General features: G+C 71.0%; 20 protein-coding genes. 9 read left to right on the top strand and 11 right to left on the bottom strand.

From position 1 onward, the window contains the following. Nucleotides 1-180: 180 nt before the first annotated feature. The 3 genes from queC to cobT form a co-directional block, all read right to left on the bottom strand. Entirely contained in the window at nt 181-909 is a 729-nt protein-coding gene (gene queC / locus MKL11_RS04195; protein WP_243940548.1) for a 7-cyano-7-deazaguanine synthase QueC, read from the bottom strand. Then, on the bottom strand, nt 899-1255 hold the full coding sequence (gene queD / locus MKL11_RS04200) for a 6-carboxytetrahydropterin synthase QueD (RefSeq protein WP_243940550.1): 357 nt from the start codon (nt 1253-1255) through the stop codon (nt 899-901). Before queD ends, queC begins: the two co-directional genes overlap by 11 nt. 232 nt (nt 1256-1487) lie before the next feature. Beyond that, a complete protein-coding gene (gene cobT / locus MKL11_RS04205) occupies nt 1488-2525 on the bottom strand; it encodes a nicotinate-nucleotide--dimethylbenzimidazole phosphoribosyltransferase (RefSeq protein WP_243940552.1) in 1038 nt (345 codons plus the stop codon). 133 nt (nt 2526-2658) lie between these two features. Between cobT and cobS the strand changes: the two genes are divergently transcribed. From cobS to MKL11_RS04220, 3 genes are read left to right on the top strand one after another with little or no spacing between them, the layout of a single operon-like run. Then, entirely contained in the window at nt 2659-3483 is an 825-nt protein-coding gene (gene cobS, locus MKL11_RS04210) for an adenosylcobinamide-GDP ribazoletransferase (RefSeq protein WP_243940555.1), read from the top strand. Between the two features lie 52 nt (nt 3484-3535). Continuing rightward, the gene (locus MKL11_RS04215; protein ID WP_243940556.1) at nt 3536-3748 is read left to right on the top strand and encodes a DUF1289 domain-containing protein; all 213 of its coding nucleotides are present in this window, start codon (nt 3536-3538) and stop codon (nt 3746-3748) included. Next, nucleotides 3745-4437 (top strand): TIGR02281 family clan AA aspartic protease, encoded by a 693-nt coding sequence (locus tag MKL11_RS04220; protein ID WP_243940558.1) that lies wholly within the window; start codon nt 3745-3747, stop codon nt 4435-4437. Before MKL11_RS04215 ends, MKL11_RS04220 begins: the two co-directional genes overlap by 4 nt. A gap of 66 nt (nt 4438-4503) precedes the next feature. On the opposite strand, the gene dusA is transcribed toward MKL11_RS04220, so the two are convergent. Further along, complete coding sequence (dusA, locus tag MKL11_RS04225) at nt 4504-5535, bottom strand: tRNA dihydrouridine(20/20a) synthase DusA (protein ID WP_279600251.1); 1032 nt, start codon at nt 5533-5535, stop codon at nt 4504-4506. Nucleotides 5536-5982: 447 nt separating this feature from the next. Here dusA and MKL11_RS04230 point away from each other — a divergent pair, with 447 nt between their 5' ends. Then, nucleotides 5983-7587, top strand: coding sequence for a methyl-accepting chemotaxis protein (locus MKL11_RS04230; protein ID WP_243940560.1), 1605 nt, complete (start codon nt 5983-5985; stop codon nt 7585-7587). Nucleotides 7588-7674: 87 nt separating this feature from the next. Here MKL11_RS04230 and MKL11_RS04235 read toward each other — a convergent pair whose 3' ends face one another. Further along, complete coding sequence (locus MKL11_RS04235) at nt 7675-8550, bottom strand: SDR family oxidoreductase (protein WP_243940562.1); 876 nt, start codon at nt 8548-8550, stop codon at nt 7675-7677. A 495-nt stretch (nt 8551-9045) separates the two neighbouring features. Between MKL11_RS04235 and MKL11_RS04240 the strand changes: the two genes are divergently transcribed. After that, a complete protein-coding gene (locus MKL11_RS04240; protein WP_243940564.1) occupies nt 9046-9258 on the top strand; it encodes a hypothetical protein in 213 nt (70 codons plus the stop codon). Between the two features lie 348 nt (nt 9259-9606). On the opposite strand, the gene MKL11_RS04245 is transcribed toward MKL11_RS04240, so the two are convergent. Together MKL11_RS04245 and MKL11_RS04250 are read right to left on the bottom strand one after the other, a co-directional pair. Further along, entirely contained in the window at nt 9607-10410 is an 804-nt protein-coding gene (locus MKL11_RS04245) for an outer membrane protein (protein WP_243940566.1), read from the bottom strand. A 504-nt stretch (nt 10411-10914) separates the two neighbouring features. Further along, complete coding sequence (locus tag MKL11_RS04250; RefSeq protein WP_243940568.1) at nt 10915-11547, bottom strand: urease accessory protein UreE; 633 nt, start codon at nt 11545-11547, stop codon at nt 10915-10917. A 208-nt stretch (nt 11548-11755) separates the two neighbouring features. On the opposite strand from MKL11_RS04250, the gene MKL11_RS04255 reads away from it, so the two are divergent. The 3 genes from MKL11_RS04255 (at nt 11756) to MKL11_RS04265 (ending at nt 13688) form a co-directional block, all read left to right on the top strand. After that, on the top strand, nt 11756-12025 hold the full coding sequence (locus MKL11_RS04255; RefSeq protein ID WP_243940570.1) for a hypothetical protein: 270 nt from the start codon (nt 11756-11758) through the stop codon (nt 12023-12025). A gap of 155 nt (nt 12026-12180) precedes the next feature. Further along, nucleotides 12181-12927 carry a TerB family tellurite resistance protein gene (locus MKL11_RS04260; RefSeq protein WP_243940598.1) on the top strand — a complete coding sequence of 249 codons (747 nt, stop codon included), beginning with the start codon at nt 12181-12183 and terminating at the stop codon, nt 12925-12927. A gap of 2 nt (nt 12928-12929) precedes the next feature. After that, the gene (locus MKL11_RS04265) at nt 12930-13688 is read left to right on the top strand and encodes an N-acetylmuramoyl-L-alanine amidase (RefSeq protein WP_243940572.1); all 759 of its coding nucleotides are present in this window, start codon (nt 12930-12932) and stop codon (nt 13686-13688) included. A gap of 113 nt (nt 13689-13801) precedes the next feature. Here the strand turns inward: MKL11_RS04265 and MKL11_RS04270 are convergent, their stop codons facing one another. From MKL11_RS04270 to MKL11_RS04280, 3 genes are all read right to left on the bottom strand, one after another. Continuing rightward, complete coding sequence (locus tag MKL11_RS04270; RefSeq protein ID WP_243940574.1) at nt 13802-14836, bottom strand: TerC family protein; 1035 nt, start codon at nt 14834-14836, stop codon at nt 13802-13804. Nucleotides 14837-14995: 159 nt separating this feature from the next. Continuing rightward, a complete protein-coding gene (gene sugE, locus MKL11_RS04275) occupies nt 14996-15316 on the bottom strand; it encodes a quaternary ammonium compound efflux SMR transporter SugE (protein ID WP_243940576.1) in 321 nt (106 codons plus the stop codon). 10 nt (nt 15317-15326) lie between these two features. After that, entirely contained in the window at nt 15327-16823 is a 1497-nt protein-coding gene (locus MKL11_RS04280) for an MDR family MFS transporter (protein ID WP_243940600.1), read from the bottom strand. 300 nt (nt 16824-17123) lie between these two features. On the opposite strand from MKL11_RS04280, the gene MKL11_RS04285 reads away from it, so the two are divergent. Continuing rightward, entirely contained in the window at nt 17124-18353 is a 1230-nt protein-coding gene (locus tag MKL11_RS04285; protein WP_243940602.1) for a TIGR03862 family flavoprotein, read from the top strand. Nucleotides 18354-18368: 15 nt separating this feature from the next. Here the strand turns inward: MKL11_RS04285 and MKL11_RS04290 are convergent, their stop codons facing one another. Next, nucleotides 18369-19163, bottom strand: a complete 795-nt coding sequence (locus tag MKL11_RS04290; protein ID WP_243940578.1) for a collagen-like protein — start codon at nt 19161-19163, stop codon at nt 18369-18371. Between the last annotated feature and the right edge of the window lie 229 nt (nt 19164-19392).

Here is a 19392-nt window from a genome sequence, read left to right on the forward strand (position 1 = left end):
TCCCTCGTGCGCCCCGGGCCACGGCCGGCGCAGGCATTCTGATGGCATCGCCGCCGCCATTTTGGATGGTCAAATGGCAGCAGCGTAGGAGATCGTTCCACGATTTCGGCGTGGACCTGAGTTTTTACACAGCCTGGGTCGAAAGCAGCCACCTCACCACTTGCCGATGGGCGTCAAGCCCTAACCCCCACCACCCGTGATGAACCGCGAAAACCCGTCCGCCCGCAGGCGGCAGGCCGGGCAGGTGCCGCAGCCATAGCCCCAGGCGTGGCGTGCCCCGCGCTCGCCGAGGTAGCAGGTGTGGCTGTCCTCGACGATCAGCTCGACCAGCGGGCGCCCGCCCAGATCCTCGGCGAGGCCCCAGGTCTGCGCCTTGTCGAGCCACATCAGCGGCGTGTGCAGCACGAACCGGCGCTCCATGCCGAGGTTGAGCGCGACCTGCAGCGCCTTGATCGTGTCGTCCCGGCAATCGGGATAGCCGGAATAATCGGTCTCGCACATGCCGCCGACCACGTGCCGGATGCCGCGCCGGTAGGCGAGCGCCGCCGCGAAGGTCAGGAACACGAGGTTGCGGCCGGGCACGAAGGTGTTGGGCAGGCCCGAGGCCTCGAACCCGATCTCGGCATCCCGGGTCAGCGCCGTCTCGGAGATTTTTCCCAAAGCGTCGAGCGCCACCGTGTGGTCATCCCCGAGGCGGGAGGTCCAGGCTGGCTGGACGCGGCCCATGCCGTCCCGGAGGACGGCCCGGCGCTCGAGCTCGACCCGGTGGCGCTGGCCGTAATCGAACCCTAGGGTCTCGACGTGGTCGAACCGGTCGAGGGCCCAGGCCAGGCAGGTGGCCGAATCCTGGCCGCCGGAGAACAGCACCAGCGCCGAGCGGTCGCCGACGATCGCAGCGTCAGTCGCCATCGTACTCGGCCCAGGACATCGGCGTCTCCGCGACCCGTACCCGGGTAAGCCCCGGCAGGTCCGGCCGCAGGCGATGCCAGATCCAGGCCGCGATGTTTTCCGCTGTCGGGTTCTCAAGCCCCTCGATCTCGTTGAGGCAATGGTGGTCGAGTCGCGCCAGGAGCGGGCCGAAGATCGATTCGATGTCGTAGAAGTCGATCACCCAGCCGGTGTGGGGATCCACGGGCCCGGAGACGGTCAGCTCGACCCGGTAGGAATGCCCGTGCATCCGGTGGCAGCGATGCGTGGCGGGTACGTTCGGCAGCCGGTGGGCGGCCTCGAAGGTGAAGGCTTGGGTGATGTTCATCTTGTTCGTCGCAGCGATCCCACCCGCGCCCTCATCCTGAGGTGCCCGGCGATCGGAGATCGACGGGCCTCGAAGGAGCCCTCCAGGGACCGCCGCGAGTCCTGGAGCCTTCCTTCGAGGGCTCCGCTTCGCTGCGCCACCTCAGGATGAGGTGATCTGGTGGGAGGGACGCGGGATCGACGGATCCGTTATCGGTTCCGCCCAGTATAGCATCGAATCGTGGCCCGCGCGCCTACCCGGCACTCTTCCCCGAAACCCCCGCCTGCGCGAAGGTCGCCATGCCGGTGTGGCAGGCGAGCGCGCCCTTGAGCAGGCCGAGCGCCATGGCGGCGCCGGAACCCTCGCCGAGCCGCATCCCCAGCGCCAGCAGCGGGACCAGGCCGAGCCGCTCCAGCACTTCGGCGTGGACGCCCTCGGCCGAGACGTGGCCGGCCAGGCAATGGTCGAGGGCCGACGGGTCGGCGGCGTGGAGCAGGGCCGCCGCCGCGGTGGCGACGTAGCCGTCGATTACCACCGGGATCCGCTGCAGGCGCGCGGCCAGGATCGCCCCGGCCATGGCGGCGATCTCGCGGCCGCCGAGCCGGCCGAGCACCTGGAGCGGGTCGCCGAGATGGCCGGTATGGTGCGCGAGCGCCGCCTCCACGGCCGCCACCTTCCGGGCGAAGCCGTCTCGATCGACGCCGGTGCCGCGCCCGACCCAGTGGGCGGGCTCGCCACCGAACAGGGCGGCGTAGAGGGCGGCCGCCACCGTGGTGTTGCCGATGCCCATCTCGCCGATGCCGAGGCAATCGGTGCCGGCGGCCACCGCCTCCATGCCGAACGCCATGGTCGCCACGGTGGCGCGCTCGTCCAGCGCCGGGCCCTCGGTGATGTCGCCGGTCGGCATGTCGAGGGCGAGGTCGAACACCTTGAAGCCGAGCCCGTAGGCCGCGCAGATCTGGTTGATCGCCGCCCCGCCCGCCGCGAAATTGTCGAGCATCTGCCGGTTGACCGCGTCCGGGAAGGCCGAGACGCCCTTGCGCGTCACCCCGTGGCTGCCGGCGAAGACGCAGACCAGCGGCCGGTCGAGGCTCGGCGGCGCCTTGCCTTGCCAGGCGGCCAGCCAGGACACGAGGTCTTCCAGCCGCCCCAGGGAGCCCGCCGGCTTGGTCAGGGTCGCGTCCCGGGCGGCGACCGCCTCCTGTGCGTCCCGGTCGGGGCCCGGCATCGCCTTGAGCAGGTTGCGGATGTCGTCGAACGGAGCCGGATCTGTCTTGGCGGCATCGGTCATGGCGGCGATGATTTCCTGTGGGCGCCCGCGAACGGCGAGACGACGGCGTATCGGGGCGACTATAGTGATTCCGCGCCGCCCGACCGTTCGCGATCGGCTCGCCCCGCCGGGGGGCGGCGGGGGAGAGACCGCGATGGACAGGCAGACCGGCGGGGAGGCCGACTGGCCCGGGCGGGGCGCCCTCTACGACCTCGCCGGGTGCCTGCGGTTCTACTCGCGCCTGCCCGTGCCGCAACTGCCCGGCGAGCCGGACCCGCACCGGGTCCCCGATTTCACCGCCCTGCCCCGGATGCTGCCGCTGGCCGGCCTGATCCTCGCTCTCCCCGCCGCCCTGACGCTGGCGGTGGGCTGGTGGATCGGGCTCGGGCCGTTCCTGGCCGCGACCCTGGCGGTGGCCGTCATGGTCCTGGCCACGGGGGCGCTCCACGAGGATGGCCTGGCCGACGTCGCCGACGGCTTCGGCGGCGGTGCCACGCTCGAGCGCCGCCTGGAGATCATGCGCGACAGCCGGATCGGCGCCTATAGCGGGGCGGCCCTGGTCTTGGCGCTGGCGCTGCGCATCGGCGCGCTGGCGACGCTCCTCGACCGCACCGGCTATGCGGCGGCGACCGCGCTGATCCTGGTCGCCGTCCTGTCGCGGCTCGCCGCCCTCGCCCCGATGGTGCTGCTGCCGCCGGCCCGGCCCGGCGGCCTCTCCGCCGCGGTCGGCCGCCCGGACCGGGCGAGCCTGTGGGTCGCCCTCGGCAGCTTTCTCGTGGTCGCGCTCGCCGCTGTGATCCTCGGCCTGCCGCTGCGCGGCGTCGCGCTGGCGATCCTGTGCGCCGGCCTCGCGGCCCTCGCCCTCACCCGGCTCGCCAGGGAAAAGATCGGCGGCCAGACCGGCGACGTGATCGGCGCCTGCCAGCAGCTGTCCGAGATCGCCGCGCTGCTGGCCCTGGTGGCGGCTTCGGCGGATTGATGCGGCATTCCGGGCCTTGATCGAGCCACGATCCCTTGGCCAAGGATCGGCGATGTCGCCGGCGCCCAAACCCTCGTCCCCCTGCACCAAGGTGTGTGTGCTCGATGCACCGAGCGGGCTGTGCCTCGGCTGCGGGCGCACCCGCGACGAGATCGCCACCTGGGGCGGGATGCCGGAGACCAAGCGCCGCGCCGTCATGGCCGGGCTCGGGGCCCGGATGCGCGCGGCCGGTTTGATGCCCCTGGAGGAGCCCATACAGTCATGATCTATCTCGGGCTCGCCGCCATCGCGCTGGTCACGGCCGTGCTGGTCTTCAGCGACGGCAGCGACAGCCTCGGCGGCGTGATCGAGCCCGATCACCTCGCCGGTCTCGTTTCGACGGGCGGCATCCTGATCCTGGTGGTCGCCGGCTACTGGCGACAGTTCACGGCCCGGCTCGGCCCGAACCTGGGTGCGCTCCTGGCCTGGGCGATGATCGGGCTCGCCCTGGTGATCGGCTACGGCGAGCGCGACCGGATCCGGGGCGTCGGCGCCCGTGTGCTCGGCGATCTCCGGCCCGGCTCGGCGGTGTCGGGGGCCGGCGGAACCGTCACGATCACCCGCCGGGCGGACGGCGACTTCAGGGTCGAGGCCGAGGTCAACGGCCGTGTGCAGCCGTTCCTGTTCGATACCGGGGCGAGCAGCGTGGTGCTCACCGCCGAGAACGCCTCGGCACTCGGCATCAACCCGGCGCCGGCCGACTTCACCGCCCGGGTCGCCACCGCCAACGGCCTCGCCTATGCGGCGCCGATCCAGCTGGATTCGCTGCGCATCGGCACGATCGGCGAGCGGCGGGTGAACGCCATGGTGGCGCGGCCGGGCTCGCTCGCCGGCAACCTGCTGGGCCAGACCTTCCTGACGCGCCTGTCCGCCTACGAGGTTCGGGGCGACCGGCTGATCCTGAGCCCGCCCTGATGCATCGTCCCGAAAGGTGGTTGCCGGCTTTCGGAGAAAGACGATGTTTGATCGTGACGGGGCGGCTCACGCCGCCCGCGCCTCCGGCACCTCGCGCGAGACCGTCGCCACCGCGTCCCGCAGGGTCTGGAGGCCGGCATCGGGCCGCATCCCGTGGGTCGAGAGGTGGCGCCGGAAGGCGCGGGCCCCGGGCCGGCCGTTGAACAGCCCGAGCATGTGGCGGGTGATCGCGTGCAGGCGCTCGCCGCGCGCCAGGGCGGCGGCCACGTAGGGCTCGAACGCCTCCACGGCTGCGAAGGCGTCGGTCACCGGCGGGGCCACGCCGAACAGCTCCGGATCGACCCCGAGCAGCAAAGCCGGCTCGGTATAGGCGGCCCGCCCGACCATCACGCCGTCGACCTCGGCAAGGCGCGCCTGCGCGGCCGCGAGATCGCGCAGGCCGCCGTTGACCGCGACCGGCAGGGCGCCGAGCCGCCGCTTCAGCCGCGCGGCGCGGCCGTAATCGAGGGGCGGCACGTCGCGGTTTTCCTTGGGCGACAGGCCCTGGAGCCAGGCCTTGCGGGCGTGGACGATCAGGCCGTCCACCCCGGCGGCCACGACCGCGTCGGCGAGCGCGTCGAGGGCCGCTTCCGGGTCCTGGTCGTCGACGCCGATCCGGCACTTCACGGTCACCGGCACGGAGACGGCGGCCTTCATGGCGGCTACGCAATCGCCGACCAGGGCCGGCTCACGCATCAGGCAGGCGCCGAACCGGCCGTCCTGTACCCGGTCGGACGGGCAGCCGACATTGAGGTTGATCTCGGCGTAGCCGAAATCTGCCGCGATCCGCGCAGCCTGCGCCAGATCGCCCGGGTCCGAGCCGCCGAGCTGCACCGCCACCGGGTGCTCCAGATCTGAGAAGCCGAGCAGCCGCTCGCGCGGCCCGTGCAGCACCGCACCGGTGGTGACCATCTCGGTATAGAGCCGCGCCCGCGCCGACAGGGTGCGGTGGAAGGCTCGGCAATGCCGATCGGTCCAGTCCATCATCGGGGCGACGGAAAACCGCCATCCCGGAAGTGCGCCGCACGTCTCAGCCGCCGTCACGTGTGCCCGATCCATGTTGCTCCGCGCGCCGCCCGCGGTGGGTGTGGTCCTGCGGGGTCGGAAGGAGAGGCCGCTGATACCACGGCCCGGCGGCTCTCGAACAGCGCCGAGCGTTTGTCGGTTGCGCACATCATGGGCGCGGGTGGTGCCGCGCCGGCCGTCTCGAAGAGCGGCGCGCAATGCCGGGACGACGAGATCTGCTCGGATCCTCTAGATCTCAGTCTCGACACGCAAGAGTTGATAGGTTCTAAGGCGGCACATCTGTCGATGTGTAGACTGAAATTTTTTGCCGTACTATTTGATGTATGGAAATGGGATCTGTAGAGTTTGGAGAATGATCTAGAAAAATGTTTTGAGATCAGATTTTGGTGATCGGCCGAGGAAATTTCATCAATGACGATCGGTAAGAAGATATTCTTTATTCTGGGCGGAGTTATACTTTCATTCGCGGCGATCTTGGCCATGGAATTCCGGTCTGTCGAAGGCCTCATGATGGAGGATCGCAGGGCTGCCATCCGCAGTCAGGTCGAGTCGGCGCACAGCATCGTCGTGGCCCTGGCCAAGCAGGCCGAGTCCGGGACGATCACACAGGACGAGGCGAAGCGACGGGCTGCCGATGCCCTGCGGTCGATCCGGTTCAATGGGAACGAGTATATCTTTGTCTACAATACGGAGCCGGGCCAATGGGGACGCGTCGTCGTTCACCCCGATCGGAAGATCGAGGGCACCAAGAGCCGCAGCGACGAAGAGATGAAGGCGACCTTCGTCGGGCAGATGGTCGAGCGTGGGCAAGCGGGAGGCGGCTTCACCGAGTATCGCTGGCCGCGGCCCGGTGAGGCCGAGCCCGCGCCCAAAGTCGCCTACTCGCTGGGCTTCGCGCCCTGGCAATGGTCCGTCAACGCATCGCTCTACATCGACGACGTCTATGAGGCGAGCCGCCAGCGGCTGATCCAGACTCTGCTCTGGCTGATCCCGCTCTGTCTCGGGATCGTGGCGGCCGGAATCCTGGTCGTGCGTAGCATCACCACGCCGCTGGGTGCTTTTACAGCGGCCCTGCGCCGGCTCGCGGAGGGTGAGATCGCCATCGCGATCCCGGGGCTCGGCCGGCGCGACGAGATCGGCCAGATGGCCGCCGCCGCCGGGGTGTTCCGGGACAGCATGATCCAGGCGCAGGCCCTGTCCGCCGACCGGCTTGCCGAGCAGGCGCAGCGCGAGGCGCGTGCCCGCTGGATCGAGGAGACGAGCCACGGCTTCGACCAGCGCGCGAGCGATCTCCTGCAGAAGGTTGATACCGCGGCGGCCGGAATGCGGAAGGCCTGCCGGGCGATGTCGGAGACCGCCTCCGCGACCGCCCGTCAGACCGGTTCGGCGGCGGATGCGGCGCAGCAGGCCTCGGCCAATGTCCAGACCGTGGCCGCCGCCACCGAGGAGCTGTCGGCCTCGATCGCGGAGATCGGTGAGCAGGTCTCCAAGTCGGCCGAGATCGCGCTTCAAGCCGTCGGCGAGGCCGAGCGCACCGATCGGCAGATCCAGGGGTTGGCCTCCGTGGCCGAGCGGATCGGCGAGGTCGTGCGGATCATCTCGGTGATCGCCGAGCAGACCAACCTGCTGGCGCTCAACGCCACGATTGAGGCGGCCCGGGCCGGCGAGGCCGGACGCGGCTTCGCGGTGGTCGCCGCAGAGGTCAAGGGTCTGGCCGGCCAGACCGCCAAGGCCACCGAGGAGATCACCGCCCAGATCGGTGCGATCCAGCGCGAGACCGGCGTCGCGGTCGGGGCGGTGCAGTCGATCGGCGAGATTGTGGACACGATGAATGCCATCTCGAGCGCCATCGCGGCGGCCGTGGAGCAGCAGCGCTTCGCCACCGGCGACATCTCCCGCAGCATCGACGAAGCCTCGCGGGGGACGGGTGCGGTGAGTCAGAACGTCGTGTCGGCCTCGACCGCCGCCGCCGAGACGCGCCGCGTCGCCGAGGAGGTCGGCAGCGCCGCCGGGGACGTCAGCCGCAGCGCCGAGGCGTTGCGTGCCGGGGTGCTGCGCTTCCTGGCCGACATGCGCGCCGCCTGAGCGACACGCATGTCGATGGCTCGGGGCTTCGCGCCCCGAACCCCGCCAAAGGGCCGCGGGCCCTTTGGAAACCCGGATCCGGGCGACCTAGAACACCGGCATCGCACCGGCCACCGTGATCAGCGCGCCGGAGGTGTAGCTGCTGTCCTCGGAGGCCAGCATCACGTAGGCGGAGGCGAGCTCGGCCGGCTGGCCCGGGCGGCCGAACGGCACTTGGTCGCCGAAGGATTTCACCGAATCCTGGCTCATCCCGGACGGGATGAACGGGGTCCAGATCGGGCCGGGCAGCACGCCGTTCACCCGGATGCCCTTCTCGGCCAGAAGCTGGGCGAGGCTCAGCACCAGGTTGCTGAGTGCGCCCTTGGTGGCGCTGTAGGCCAGGAGCGACGGCATCGGGTGCTTGGAATTCACCGACGAGGTGAAGATCACCGAGGCGCCGGGCTTCAAGTGGGGGAGCGCCGCCTTGGTCACGTAGAACGGGCCGAACACGTTCGTGCGGAAATGGTCCTCGAAGATGGTGTCTTCGATGGAGTCCAGGCCCTGGTTCGGCTGCTGGAATGCGCCGTTATTGACCAGCACGTCGAGGCGGCCGAAGGTCTCGACGGTGCGGGCGACGAGCGAGCGGCCATAGGCCGGGTCTTTGAGGTCGCCCGGCAGCAGCAGCGCGCGACGGCCCGCCTTCTCGATCCAGCCACTCACCGCCTCGGCATCCGCCTGCTCCTCGGGCAGGTACGAGATGGCGACGTCGGCGCCCTCGCGGGCATAGGCGATCGCCACCGCGCGGCCGATGCCGCTGTCGCCGCCGGTGATCAGCGCGACCTGGCCGGCGAGCTTGCCGGAGCCCTTGTAGCTGTCCTCGCCGTGATCGGGCTCGGGCGCCATCCGGCCGGTCTTGCCCGGGAAGCTCTGCGGCTGCGCCTCGAAGGGCGGACGCGGGTACTTGTGCAGCGGATCGGTGGTCATGCGGGGTCTCTCGTTGGGATACGCGTCCAACGGGGGGCCGCCCGGCCTGTTCCTGCGCCGCGCCGCCGCGCCGGGGGCGTCACTGTGCCCCGGCTGACGTGGATTCCCGCCGGACGGCAGGCCGAGCCGCCGCGAGGACACAGGACAGCAACAGGCGGCCTCCAATCTCCGGCCCGAGGGGAGACGCATCATGATCGAGTTCCAACCGGAAGACCGGGTCGCCCGCATCATCGATCGCACCCTGCTCTGCGCCGCGATGGTGTCGCTGACCTTCGGCTTGGCCACGGGCCTGTGGGGACTGCTCCAGTGAGCGGGGCGCCGGACGCCGTTCCGGCCCGCCGCGGGTGCTAGGCCGGCCCGCGATGCGCCGGACCGGCTTCGACCGCACCGCCCTCGTGCTAATCTGCGCGGGCCTCGTGCTTCTCGCACTGGCGCAGCTGCTGGTGGGCTTCCCGTGACGCGCCCTATGGCTCTCCGAGGCCGGGCGTTGAGGCGATGGTGAACCGCGCCTTCGTGGCCGCCTTGCTCCTCGCGGCAGCGGCGTTCCTGCTCTACCTCGCGAGCCTCGCCCGCGAGGCCCTGTCGCCGAACCAGCCCTACGCGGCCAGCATCGGGCTCACTCTCGACCAGTGCGTGGCGGCCCAGGACGGTCTCGCGGAGACGGAGGCGCGCGCCTATTGCCGGCGGCCGGTGCCGAAGCGGCTCTGAACTGCAAAAAAGCCCCAGGAGATGGCTCCTGGGGCTGTCGTCGACCGGGCGACCCGTTTGATCGGGCTGGGGATGCGCCGGCCGAAGAAAAGCATGGCCTGCGCTTGCCGGACCGGCCCCCGTCGCGGAGCCTGTCGGGCGGGGACAGCGCGGCTGAACGGCCCTTCCGGATCGCCCAACGTATCCGGAAGGGCCGAACGATCGACGTTCGGCTGGTTCGGCAAGGGCCTTCCGGAGATCGCGAAGGTCTCGGGCGGGCTCCTTGGCGGCTTGCGCGCCACGTGAGCCCCTCGGGCCGGATGCAAGGATCGGAAAGCCTGGAACGACCAGGCTTTCGCCGAGAATGCCCTAGCTTCCGAACTTGTAGTTCAGGCCGAAGCGGCCGAGCACGCCCTCGTTCCGGAACCGGGAGGCGTAGGCGCCGACGCCCGGGCCGACCGCCACGAGCGGGACGGTGCGGCGGCCGAGATCGTAATACAGCGCCTCGCCCTTCACGGTCACCGCGCTGGAGTGGAAGACGTTGAACACGGAGTCGGTCGGCAGCGCATACTCGATGCCGCCGCCGACGGCATAGCCGGTCTCGACGCGCGCGTTGCTGCCATAGAAGCTCGGGCGGCCGGCCGCCGTCTGGAAGACCCCGCGGTAGGTCTCGCTCGCGTAGGCGAAGCCGCCGGTCCCGTACACCAGGGTGCGGTCGAGGGCGTAGCCGACGCGCCCGCGCACGGTCCCGAGGAAGCTGCCCAGTTCGCGGAAGGTGCTGATCCCGCCGAGGCGCCCGGTGATGCTGCGGGTGCGGTTCAGGTCCGTGTAGGCCAGATCGGCCTCGGCGCCGACGACGAAGCCGGAGCCGGGCGCGAACTGGTAATTGTAGCCGAGCTGGCCGCCGCCGGTGAAGCCGTCCCGCGGCAGGCCCAGCGCGGCCGGGCGTTCGCCGACCCGGACCTCGTTGTTGACCGGGAACACGCCGGCCGTCGTCACGGTGTCCTTGGTGGTGGTGATGTACCCGGCGTTGATGCCGAAGTAAGCGCCCGCCCAGGTGAAGACCGGCACGGGGGGCGGCGGCGGCGTATACGCCCGGCGGGGCAGATCCGCAGCGGAAGCGGCGGCCGTCAGCGCGGTAAAGGCTGTCAGGGAAGCAACGATCTGACGCATGGAATGGTGGCCCAAGAAATGAATTCCTGGCCTTCGTATCGAAAGCTTGGCTTTAAGTCTGTGATGCGGATGCAACACTTAACGATATGGGAAAGATGGCAGATTGGATGCATAGAGTTTTCGAATTTACGGCATGAATAATCTGGAATTCAAAACGAAAATAAATCCGTATCTCTACGATGCGGTATTGGGGGCGATCCGGAACTGCATCGCGGCTGTTCTTCGGCGGGACGATCGGGCGCCGGCCAGCACTGGGCGAGCCCGGCGGCGGGTGGATTGCGCCACCCGATCATCCCGCCCAGCGAAGCGACCCGGAGTTCACGCGGGACTCTGGGATCGCGCGCTGTCCGAGGTTGCACCGCTGCACGCACCATGACGGCAGCGGGAACCTTGCCCGGAAGCGACGTTCAGTCCTTGATTTGGTGCGCTCGTCTGCGCCGAACCGGTGTCCACGTCGGCGGCGAGCGCGGGAGGACGCCGCGGGAGCCGGTTCGAGGGCGGCGTCTAATGGTCGTGGTTGCAGTCGGGGCCGTGGACATGCCCGTGATGCCCATGGTCGTCATGGGTCTTGGCGTGATCATGCGCCTCGGCGTGGTCGTGCCCGTGATGACCGTGATCGTGGCCATGGTCGTGCCCGTGATCTTGATGGGCGTGCCCGTGGTCATGCCCGTGATGATCGTGGCTATGGTCGTGCCCGCAGGTGCTGTGGTCGTGCGCCGCGTGCTCGGGCCGGAAGGGGCGTGAGACCGGGGTCGCGGTGCAGCCCTGCCCGCGCACCAGCTCGGCATTGGCCGGTGAGGTCGGGATGTAGAGCACGTCGGCGGCGATCTCGGCGGGGACGTGGTTGCCGCCGAGCTGCCACGCCAGCCGGGTCAGCCGGGCCGGGTTCTCGGCGCGGACCTCCAGGAGATCCTCCGGGGCGGCTCGCACGGCGACGAGGCGACCGTCCTCCAGGCGCAGGGCGTCGCCGTCCTCCAGCGCCGCCGCCTTGGCGAGCGCCACCTCGAAACCGAGGCCGCCCTCCGCCACGTGGGATCCGGAGGCCGCCGCCCGGGCGGCGTGATCGAGGCTCACCGTGTCGGCGACGCGGTCGGGGCGAACCGCGGCCCGGCGGACGATCGTGGTGGCTCTCGACATAAAACCCTCGGGGATGGCGCCGCGGCGCCCCGGCCGGCGCGCCGCCTCTCTGCGGTGGCATAGGGCGAGACGGGAAGCGGGCGCAACTCCGTCGCCGTGTGTGGAACCTTAGCCGTAGGGCGGGCATTCCTTTCCTGCTAAGCTCACGGGGATCCGCGACGATCACGGCCGATGGCCGGACCGGATGCACAAGGGAGATCAGGGGACCATGAAGAAGCTCACCGCAGCCGCCCTCGCCACCATCGCCGCCCTGTCGCTGGGCGCCTGCAACACCCCGGAGGACCGGGCGCTCGGCGGTGCCGGCCTCGGCGCGCTCACCGGCGCGGCCATCGGCGCCGCTGCTACGGGCCGCGCCGGCGGCGCCCTGGCGGGTGCCGCGATCGGCGGCGCCGGCGGCGCCATCGTGGGCGCCTCGACCGCGCCGCGCTGCCCCTACGGGACCTATCAGGACGCCTACGGCAACATCTACTGCCGCTAAGGCGCGACGCGGCGGGGCCGGGCACGTCCCGGCCCTTCCGCCTCGCCTGAGGAGCGGCTATCCCGGCTTCGGCCGGGCGCGTCCCCGGTGCCGGACGCGAAGCCGCCGACCATGATCGCACCGAGTCCACGATGCCGCTGGGGCTCGGCCCGCCCATGAGCGAGGGGGCCAAGCCTCAGGGCAAGCCTCAGGGGCCTTGGGGCAAGCTCGGCGGCGCCGGGCTCGGCCTCGCCGTCGGCGGTCCCCTCGGGGCGCTGATCGGGGGCGTCGCGGGCCATTTTCTGGTCGACCGGATCGGTGCGCCCTTCGGCCCGACGCCGCGCGACGTGGTGTTCACCACCGGGCTGGTGGCGCTGGCCGCCAAGATGGCCAAGTCCGACGGCGTCGTGCTGCCCTCCGAGGTCGAGGCGTTCGGCCGGGTCGTCCGCGTCGAAGACTCCGCGCGGGCCGGCGTCGAGCGGCTGTTCGATCTCGCGAAGAAAACCACGAACGGCTTCGAAGCCTACGCGCGGCAGTTGGCGGCGACCTTCGGCGACGAGCCGGCCCTCCTCGAAGACGTGCTCGACGGGCTGTTCCAGATCGCGGGCGCCGACGGGGCGCTCCACGAGGCGGAGGAGCGCTACCTGCGCGCCGTCTCGGCGATCTTCGGCTTCGACGAGGCCGCCTTCCGGCGCATCGCGGCCCGGCACGTGCGGCTGCCGGACGATCCCTACGCGGTCCTCGGGCTCGATCATGACGCCGACGAGGCGGCCGTGAAGGCGCGCCACCGGGCGCTGGTCGCCGAGCACCATCCCGACCGGGCGCTCGCCCGGGGCCTGCCGGCCGAGGCGGTGACGATCGCCACGAAGCGGCTCGCCGCGATCAATGCCGCCTATGACCGAATCGTGCAGGAGCGTGGGTAGCGGTGAGCCTCGTTCCGGACAGCTCCCTCGCCCGCCGCGTCGCGCCCTCGCCGAACCACGGCGAGCGCCGCGGTCCGCGGCCCGACATGCTGATCCTGCACTATACCGGCATGGCGAGCGGGGCCGCCGCGCTGGCGCGGCTGCGCGACCCGCTGAGCGAGGTCTCGGCCCATTACCTCGTGTTCGAGGATGGCGGCATCGTCCAGATGGTGCCGGAGGCGCGCCGCGCCTGGCATGCGGGCCGGGGCGCCTGGAAGGGCGTCGGCGACCTCAATTCCCGCTCGATCGGGATCGAGATCGTCCATCCGGGCCATGCCGGCGGGCTGCCGCCCTACCCGGAGGCGCAGGTCGCCGCCGTGATCGCGCTCGCCCGGGACATCCTGGGGCGCTGGCCGATCCCGCCGGAACGGGTGCTGGCCCATTCCGACGTGGCCCCCGAGCGCAAGGAAGACCCGGGCGAGACCTTTCCGTGGGACCGCCTCGCCGCGGAGGGCGTCGGCCATCGCGTGCCGCCGGCCGGCCTGCGGGACGGGCGGTTCTTCGCGCAGGGCGATGTCGGCCAGCCCGTGGAGGCGCTGCAGGCGATGTTCGCCCTCTACGGCTACGACCTGCCGGTGACCGGGACCTTCGATGCGCGCACGCACGCGGTCGTCACGGCGTTCCAGCGCCATTTCCGCCAGGCACGGGTGGACGGCGTGGCCGACGCCTCGACCATCACCACCCTGCGCGACCTGATCGCCGCGCTGCCGGCGCAAGGCTGACAACCCCGCCAAAGGGCTCAGCCCTTTGGCGGGGTTCGGGGGCGGAGCCCCTGAGACGTTCCAGGGCTCCGCCCTGGACCCGCAAAAGGTCTCGACCTTTTGAAACCGGGACTTCAGGCCCGGTGGGCCCGCGCCTCGTGCCTGTGCGCCGGGCCGGAGACCGCCGGAGCCGAGGCGTCGGTGCGGGTGCGCCACAGGCTGTAGAGCACGCCGATCGCCAGCAGCGACAGGGTCACCACCAGGGAGACCCAGGGCTGGACGTGGATCAGCCCGAACGTGTCGGCGACCACGATCTTGGCCCCGATGAAGATCAGGATGAAGGCGAGCGCGGTCTTGAGATAGGCGAACCGGTCGACCATCGCGGCGAGCGCGAAGTAGAGGGCGCGCAGCCCCAGGATCGCGAAGATGTTGGAGGTGTAGACCACGAACGTGTCGGTGGTGATCGCGAAGATCGCCGGCACGCTGTCGACGGCGAAGATCACGTCGGCGCCGTTGACCAGCACAAGCGCCAGGGCCAGCGGGGTGAACCACAGGGCCTTCCGGCCGGTGGCCGGGTCGGGCCGGCGCACGGCGAAATGCTGGCCGTGCAACTCGGGGGTGACCCGGAAGGTCTTCTTGATCCAGCGCACCGCGGCGCTGTTCTGGAAGTCGCCCTCTTCCTCCGGCCCCGAGAACAGGATCTTCAGGCCGGCGAAGATCAGGAAGGCGGCAAACAGCGACAGCACCCAGTGGACCTGATGCACCAAAGCCGCGCCGAGCCCGATCATAAGGCCGCGCAGCAGCACGGCGGCGAGGATGCCCCAGAGCAGGACCCGGTGCTGGGCGGCGCGCGGGATGCCGAGGGCGGCCAGGATCATGGCGATGACGAAGACGTTGTCCATCGACAGCGACTTCTCGACCACGAGGCCGGTGACGTATTCCTCGCCGGACTGCGGCCCGAGATACCACCAGATCCAGCCGCCGAAGGCGAGGCCCAGCGCGAGGTAGAAGCCGGTCAGCAGCAGGCTCTCCCGAACGCCGATCTCGTGCTCCTTGTCCCGGTGCAGCAGCCCCAGATCGAAGGCCAGCAGGCAGCCGACCAGGACGTGGAAGCCCAGCCACATCCACAATGGCTTACCGAGCCATTCGACGGTGAGAACGTCCATCATGTGCGGGACCTGATGCGATTCCGGAAGGAAAGCATCGGCTCCGACATCACGGGCGCTGAACAGCGCCCGCCAGAGGGGCCCGCAGCCGATAGGGGCGAGTTAAGCGGGCGAACCGGGCGAATCAAGGGCAGGGCCGTGGCGGCCGGGTGCGGACCTGGCTCAGGCGTCCCCGGACAGCTTCATCAGCACGAGGCCGGAGACGATCAGCGCCGCCGCCGCGATCCGCAGCGGGCTCGCGCTCTCGCCGAGCATCAGGATGCCGAGCAGGAAGGCGCCGACCGCGCCGATGCCGGTCCAGACCGTGTAGGCGGTGCCGAGCGGCAGGCTGCGCATGGCGAAGGCCAGCAGGACGAAGCTGCCGAGGGCGGCCGCGACCGTCACGATGCTCGGGATCAGCTCCGTGAAGCCCGCGGAGCGCTTCATCGCGTAGGCCCAGACCACCTCCAGCAGGCCGGCGGCGAGCAGGATCAGCCAAGCCACGATCGGGTCCTCATGACGGGGTGTCGGCGGCCGGCGCGCGGACGGGCCTCGCCGCGGGACGCTCGCCGAGCGGGCGCTCCTCCATGTAGGCGAGGAACCCGAAGGCCGCCACCAGGCCGAGGCAGGCGGCCGCGAACACCGAGCGGAAGGTCACGGCGAGGAGCGCCGGGTCGGCGCCGCGGATCAGGCTCTCGACGTCGTGCCCAGTCCCGGTGGCGCCGCCGAGCACGATCGTGCCGAAGGCGGCCACGATCAGGGCGCCGCCCAGCGAGCGGAAGAAGTTCATCGCCGCGGTGGCGATGCCGAGCTGGTGCGGCGCCACCGCGTTCTGGATCGCGATGGTGGAGAGCGGCAGGATCGTCCCGATCCCCATGGAGAGCAGGGCGAACAGCACCTCCATCAGCCAGAACGGCAGCGCCCGCCCCTCCAGGGCGATGACGGCGCAGCAGGCGATGCTGAGGCTCATCATGGCGAGCGGCAGGCGCTTGTAGTGCCGGAACAGCAGCATCGACCGGCCCGACAGCGTCGCCCCCGTGACGGTGCCGACCATCAGCGGCACCAGGGCCACGCCGGATTCGCTGGCGGTGAGCCCGATCACGCCCTCGAGGAAGATCGGCACGTAGATGGTCAGGCCGATGAAGGTGCCCATCGCGAAGCAGGCGGACAGGGTCGCGCTGTAGACGACCCGGTCCTTCAAGACCTCCGTGGGAATCAGCGGCTCGGCCGCGGTGGCGAGCCGTGCCGTGAACAGGCCGCCGATCAGGGCCGCGAGGGCGAGCAGGCCGAGCACCGGCGCGGAGCCCCAGGGATAGCGCACGCCGCCCCAGCTCAGCGCCAGCATCAGGGTGGTCGAGCTCAGCACCAGCAGGACGGCGCCGGGATAGTCCAGCTTGTGGCGGCGCTCGTTGCGCGGCAGCAGCTTCAGCTTGGCGTTGGTCAGCGCGAAGGCCAGGAACCCGATCGGCAGGTTGATCCAGAAGATCAGCGACCAGTGCAGGTGCTGTGCGAAGAAGCCCCCGAGCAGGGGCCCGGCCACCGAGGCGGCCACGAACACGCCGGCGATCACCACCTGGTAGCGGGCCCGCTCCTTGGGCGCCATGATGTCGGCCAGGATGGTCTGCGACAGGGCGATCAGCCCGCCGCCGCCGATGCCCTGGAGGCCGCGGGCGAGCGCCAGGGTCACCATCGTGGGGGCCACCGCGCAGGCGAGCGAGCCGAGCACGAAGGTCGCGATCGCGATCAGCAGCATGATCCGCCGGCCGTGGATGTCGGACAGCTTGCCGTAGAGCGGCGTCACCGCCGTGGAGGCCAGCAGGTAGGCGGTGACGATCCAGGGGAGGTTGGCGGCGTCGCCGAGATCGAGCCCGATGGTCGGCATCGCGGTCGCCACGATGGTCTGGTCGAGGGCCGCGAGCAGCATCGCGGTCATCAGGCCGAACACGATCGCGCGGATCTCGACCGGGCTGAGGCGGGCTTGCGCGGCGGAGGGGGCCGGCTGCGCCTGCATCCCGGTGATGGCGATGGGAGGACCCACGTGTCTGACCTCTGATCCGGACTGCACGACCTCCCGGCATCCGGGGCGGATAGCGGCTCGGCGCGGCATGGAGAGGAGCGTCGATGGCCCTCACGTGAAGGTTGCCGATCTACGCAAGGCGGAGAACGGAGAAGAACTTATCTGTAGGTGCGTTTGGTTCCCACCGCATCGCCGGTGAGCCTGCATGGCGCGCAGCGCACGGCTCCTCCTTCTCGCCCCCTCCCCGGCCCTTGCGCCTTGACAGGCACGGGCGCCCTGCCGCTCTCCAGGCGGATGCCGGACGACATCAAGGACACCGCCCAAGACATTGCCATCGTGGGCGGCGGCCCGGCCGGGCTGGCCGCGGCCGAGGTGCTGGCGCAGGCTGGCCGTGCGGTGACGGTCTACGACCGGATGCCATCGGTGGGCCGCAAGCTGCTGATCGCCGGGCGCGGCGGCCTCAACATCACGCACAGCGAGCCGCGCGCGGATTTCCTGGCGCGCTATCATCCGACCGGCCACTTGGACGCCGCCATCGCGGCCTTCCCCCCGGAGGCGCTGCGGGACTGGTGTGCGGAGCTCGGCGAGCCGACCTTCGTGGGGTCGAGCGGGCGGGTATTTCCGACGCGCTTCAAGGCGTCGCCGCTGCTGCGGGCGTGGCTGGCGCGGCTCGACAGGCTCGGGGTCCGGATCCGCACCCGCCACCGGCTCACGGCGATCGGTGATACGCTTGCCTTCGAGACGCCGGACGGCCCGGCCGAGATCCGGCCGCAGGCGGCCCTGCTGGCGCTCGGTGGGGCGAGCTGGCCGCGGCTGGGCTCGGACGGGCGCTGGGTGCCGCTCCTCCAAAAGCTCGGGGTGGACGTCGCACCCCTGGAGCCGGCCAATGCCGGTTTTACCGTGGCGTGGTCCGACCTGTTCCGCGAGCGGTTTGCCGGTTCACCGCTCAAGCGGGTGGCGCTCGCCTGCGACGGTATTGCCGTGCGGGGCGAGGCGGTGATCACCGAGGCCGGGATTGAGGGCGGGGCGGTCTACGCCTTGTCGCGCCCTCTGCGCACTGCGATCGCCGCGCGGGGAAGCGCCTGCCTTCGCGTTGACCTGCGTCCCGACCTGACCCGGGACGCTCTGGCCCGCCGCCTCTCCGGCGCCCGTCCGGGGGATTCGGCCGCGACCCGCCTGCGCAAGGCCGCGGGCCTCTCCCCGGTGGCCGCGGGCCTCCTGCGGGAGGCGGCCGGCCAAAGCCTCCCGGCCGAGCCCGAGGCGCTGGCCGGGCTGATCAAGGCCGCGCCCCTCGACCTCACCGGCTCGGCCCCGATCGAGCGGGCGATCTCGACTTCGGGCGGGGTCCGGCTCGACGCCCTCGACGACCGCGCCATGCTGCGCGCCCGGCCCGGCCTGTTCCTGGCCGGCGAGATGCTCGACTGGGAAGCCCCGACCGGCGGCTACCTGCTCCAGGGCGCCTTCGCGGGCGGCCGGGCCGCCGCCGCCGGGATGCTGGACTGGCTGGGCGAGACCGGCGGATAAGGCCGCCGGCTGCGCTCACGGCCGGGTGCAGAACCCGACGATCCCCGAGGCTTCCGACGGGCAGATGGCCCCCTCCCCGTCATAGACCGGGGTGCCGGCGTTGAGGCAGTGGGCGGTGACCAGAACCTCCTCGGACGGGCAGGTGATCGTGCAACCGCCCGCGCAGTCGGACTTGCGCACGGCCCTGAGAATGGACGCGCCGGGCTCGCCCCTGGCCCCTGCCCCGCCGACCGGGCCGGGCTCACCCTTTGATCCCGGCTCGCCCTTGATCCCGGCTTCGCCCTTGGCGCCCTGATCCCCCTTGGCCCCCGGGAGTCCCGGAGCGCCGGGCTCGCCCTTGAGTCCCTGGTCGCCCTTCGGTCCCGCATCGCCCTTCGGCCCCGCCTCCCCGGGCGGACCCGCGGCGCCCTGAGGACCGGGCGGGCCGGGCGGACCCTCGGCGGCGCAATTCGCGATCACGGCCTCGCGCTCGTCCGGCTCGGCCTTGAGGGTCGCCACGCAGGTCGGCGGCCGGTAGGGGACCCGGAAGGTGAAGCGTCCGCGCCGGTCGGCCTGGATCGAGATGTCGTCGTCCAGGACGACGATCGCCCCCGGCTTGCGCACCGAGCCCGAGATCCGCAGGTCGCCGGCCTCGATCCGGGCGTCGTAGACCATGATCGGCTGGCTCGGGACCGGCGCATGCCGGGGCCGCGGCCTGGCCGGGCGCGGGCGCGCCTCGGAGGATGGGGCGGGGCCGGGATCCTGCGGCTGCTGGGCGAAGGCTGGCCCCGAGAGGGCGAGCAGGATCGTCAAGGCGAGGGCTGGGCGCATGCTCGGACTGTGTCGGTCTCTGTGACGTGCAGGTTCGGTCGGCACAATGACGCAGGGTGGGATTGTCCAGGATTGCGCGGGACCGGGCGGGATTTTATCACCGTTTTCCGTAGCGTTAGCCTCGCCATCGGCTCTTCCGGTGTCGCGGAGGGGGCGCAAGTTCGGATGGCATACGTCTTGGCCTGATAACACGGGGGCCGCCAGACCGCCGCTGCGGATCTTTGCAGCA

Origin of the sequence: Methylobacterium sp. J-077 (assembly GCF_022829365.1) — a bacterium.
GTDB lineage: Bacteria > Pseudomonadota > Alphaproteobacteria > Rhizobiales > Beijerinckiaceae > Methylobacterium.

Excerpts from the sequence above, each read along its gene's own strand:
- queC (WP_243940548.1), bottom strand. The coding sequence starts at position 909 with ATGGCGACTGACGCTGCGATCGTCGGCGACCGCTCGGCGCTGGTGCTG.
- queD (WP_243940550.1), bottom strand. The coding sequence starts at position 1,255 with ATGAACATCACCCAAGCCTTCACCTTCGAGGCCGCCCACCGGCTGCCG.
- cobT (WP_243940552.1), bottom strand. The coding sequence starts at position 2,525 with ATGACCGATGCCGCCAAGACAGATCCGGCTCCGTTCGACGACATCCGC.
- cobS (WP_243940555.1), top strand. The coding sequence starts at position 2,659 with ATGGACAGGCAGACCGGCGGGGAGGCCGACTGGCCCGGGCGGGGCGCC.
- MKL11_RS04215 (WP_243940556.1), top strand. The coding sequence starts at position 3,536 with ATGTCGCCGGCGCCCAAACCCTCGTCCCCCTGCACCAAGGTGTGTGTG.
- MKL11_RS04220 (WP_243940558.1), top strand. The coding sequence starts at position 3,745 with ATGATCTATCTCGGGCTCGCCGCCATCGCGCTGGTCACGGCCGTGCTG.
- dusA (WP_279600251.1), bottom strand. The coding sequence starts at position 5,535 with ATGGATCGGGCACACGTGACGGCGGCTGAGACGTGCGGCGCACTTCCG.
- MKL11_RS04230 (WP_243940560.1), top strand. The coding sequence starts at position 5,983 with ATGGAATTCCGGTCTGTCGAAGGCCTCATGATGGAGGATCGCAGGGCT.
- MKL11_RS04235 (WP_243940562.1), bottom strand. The coding sequence starts at position 8,550 with ATGACCACCGATCCGCTGCACAAGTACCCGCGTCCGCCCTTCGAGGCG.
- MKL11_RS04240 (WP_243940564.1), top strand. The coding sequence starts at position 9,046 with ATGGTGAACCGCGCCTTCGTGGCCGCCTTGCTCCTCGCGGCAGCGGCG.
- MKL11_RS04245 (WP_243940566.1), bottom strand. The coding sequence starts at position 10,410 with ATGCGTCAGATCGTTGCTTCCCTGACAGCCTTTACCGCGCTGACGGCC.
- MKL11_RS04250 (WP_243940568.1), bottom strand. The coding sequence starts at position 11,547 with ATGTCGAGAGCCACCACGATCGTCCGCCGGGCCGCGGTTCGCCCCGAC.
- MKL11_RS04255 (WP_243940570.1), top strand. The coding sequence starts at position 11,756 with ATGAAGAAGCTCACCGCAGCCGCCCTCGCCACCATCGCCGCCCTGTCG.
- MKL11_RS04260 (WP_243940598.1), top strand. The coding sequence starts at position 12,181 with ATGAGCGAGGGGGCCAAGCCTCAGGGCAAGCCTCAGGGGCCTTGGGGC.
- MKL11_RS04270 (WP_243940574.1), bottom strand. The coding sequence starts at position 14,836 with ATGATGGACGTTCTCACCGTCGAATGGCTCGGTAAGCCATTGTGGATG.
- MKL11_RS04280 (WP_243940600.1), bottom strand. The coding sequence starts at position 16,823 with ATGCAGGCGCAGCCGGCCCCCTCCGCCGCGCAAGCCCGCCTCAGCCCG.
- MKL11_RS04285 (WP_243940602.1), top strand. The coding sequence starts at position 17,124 with ATGCCGGACGACATCAAGGACACCGCCCAAGACATTGCCATCGTGGGC.
- MKL11_RS04290 (WP_243940578.1), bottom strand. The coding sequence starts at position 19,163 with ATGCGCCCAGCCCTCGCCTTGACGATCCTGCTCGCCCTCTCGGGGCCA.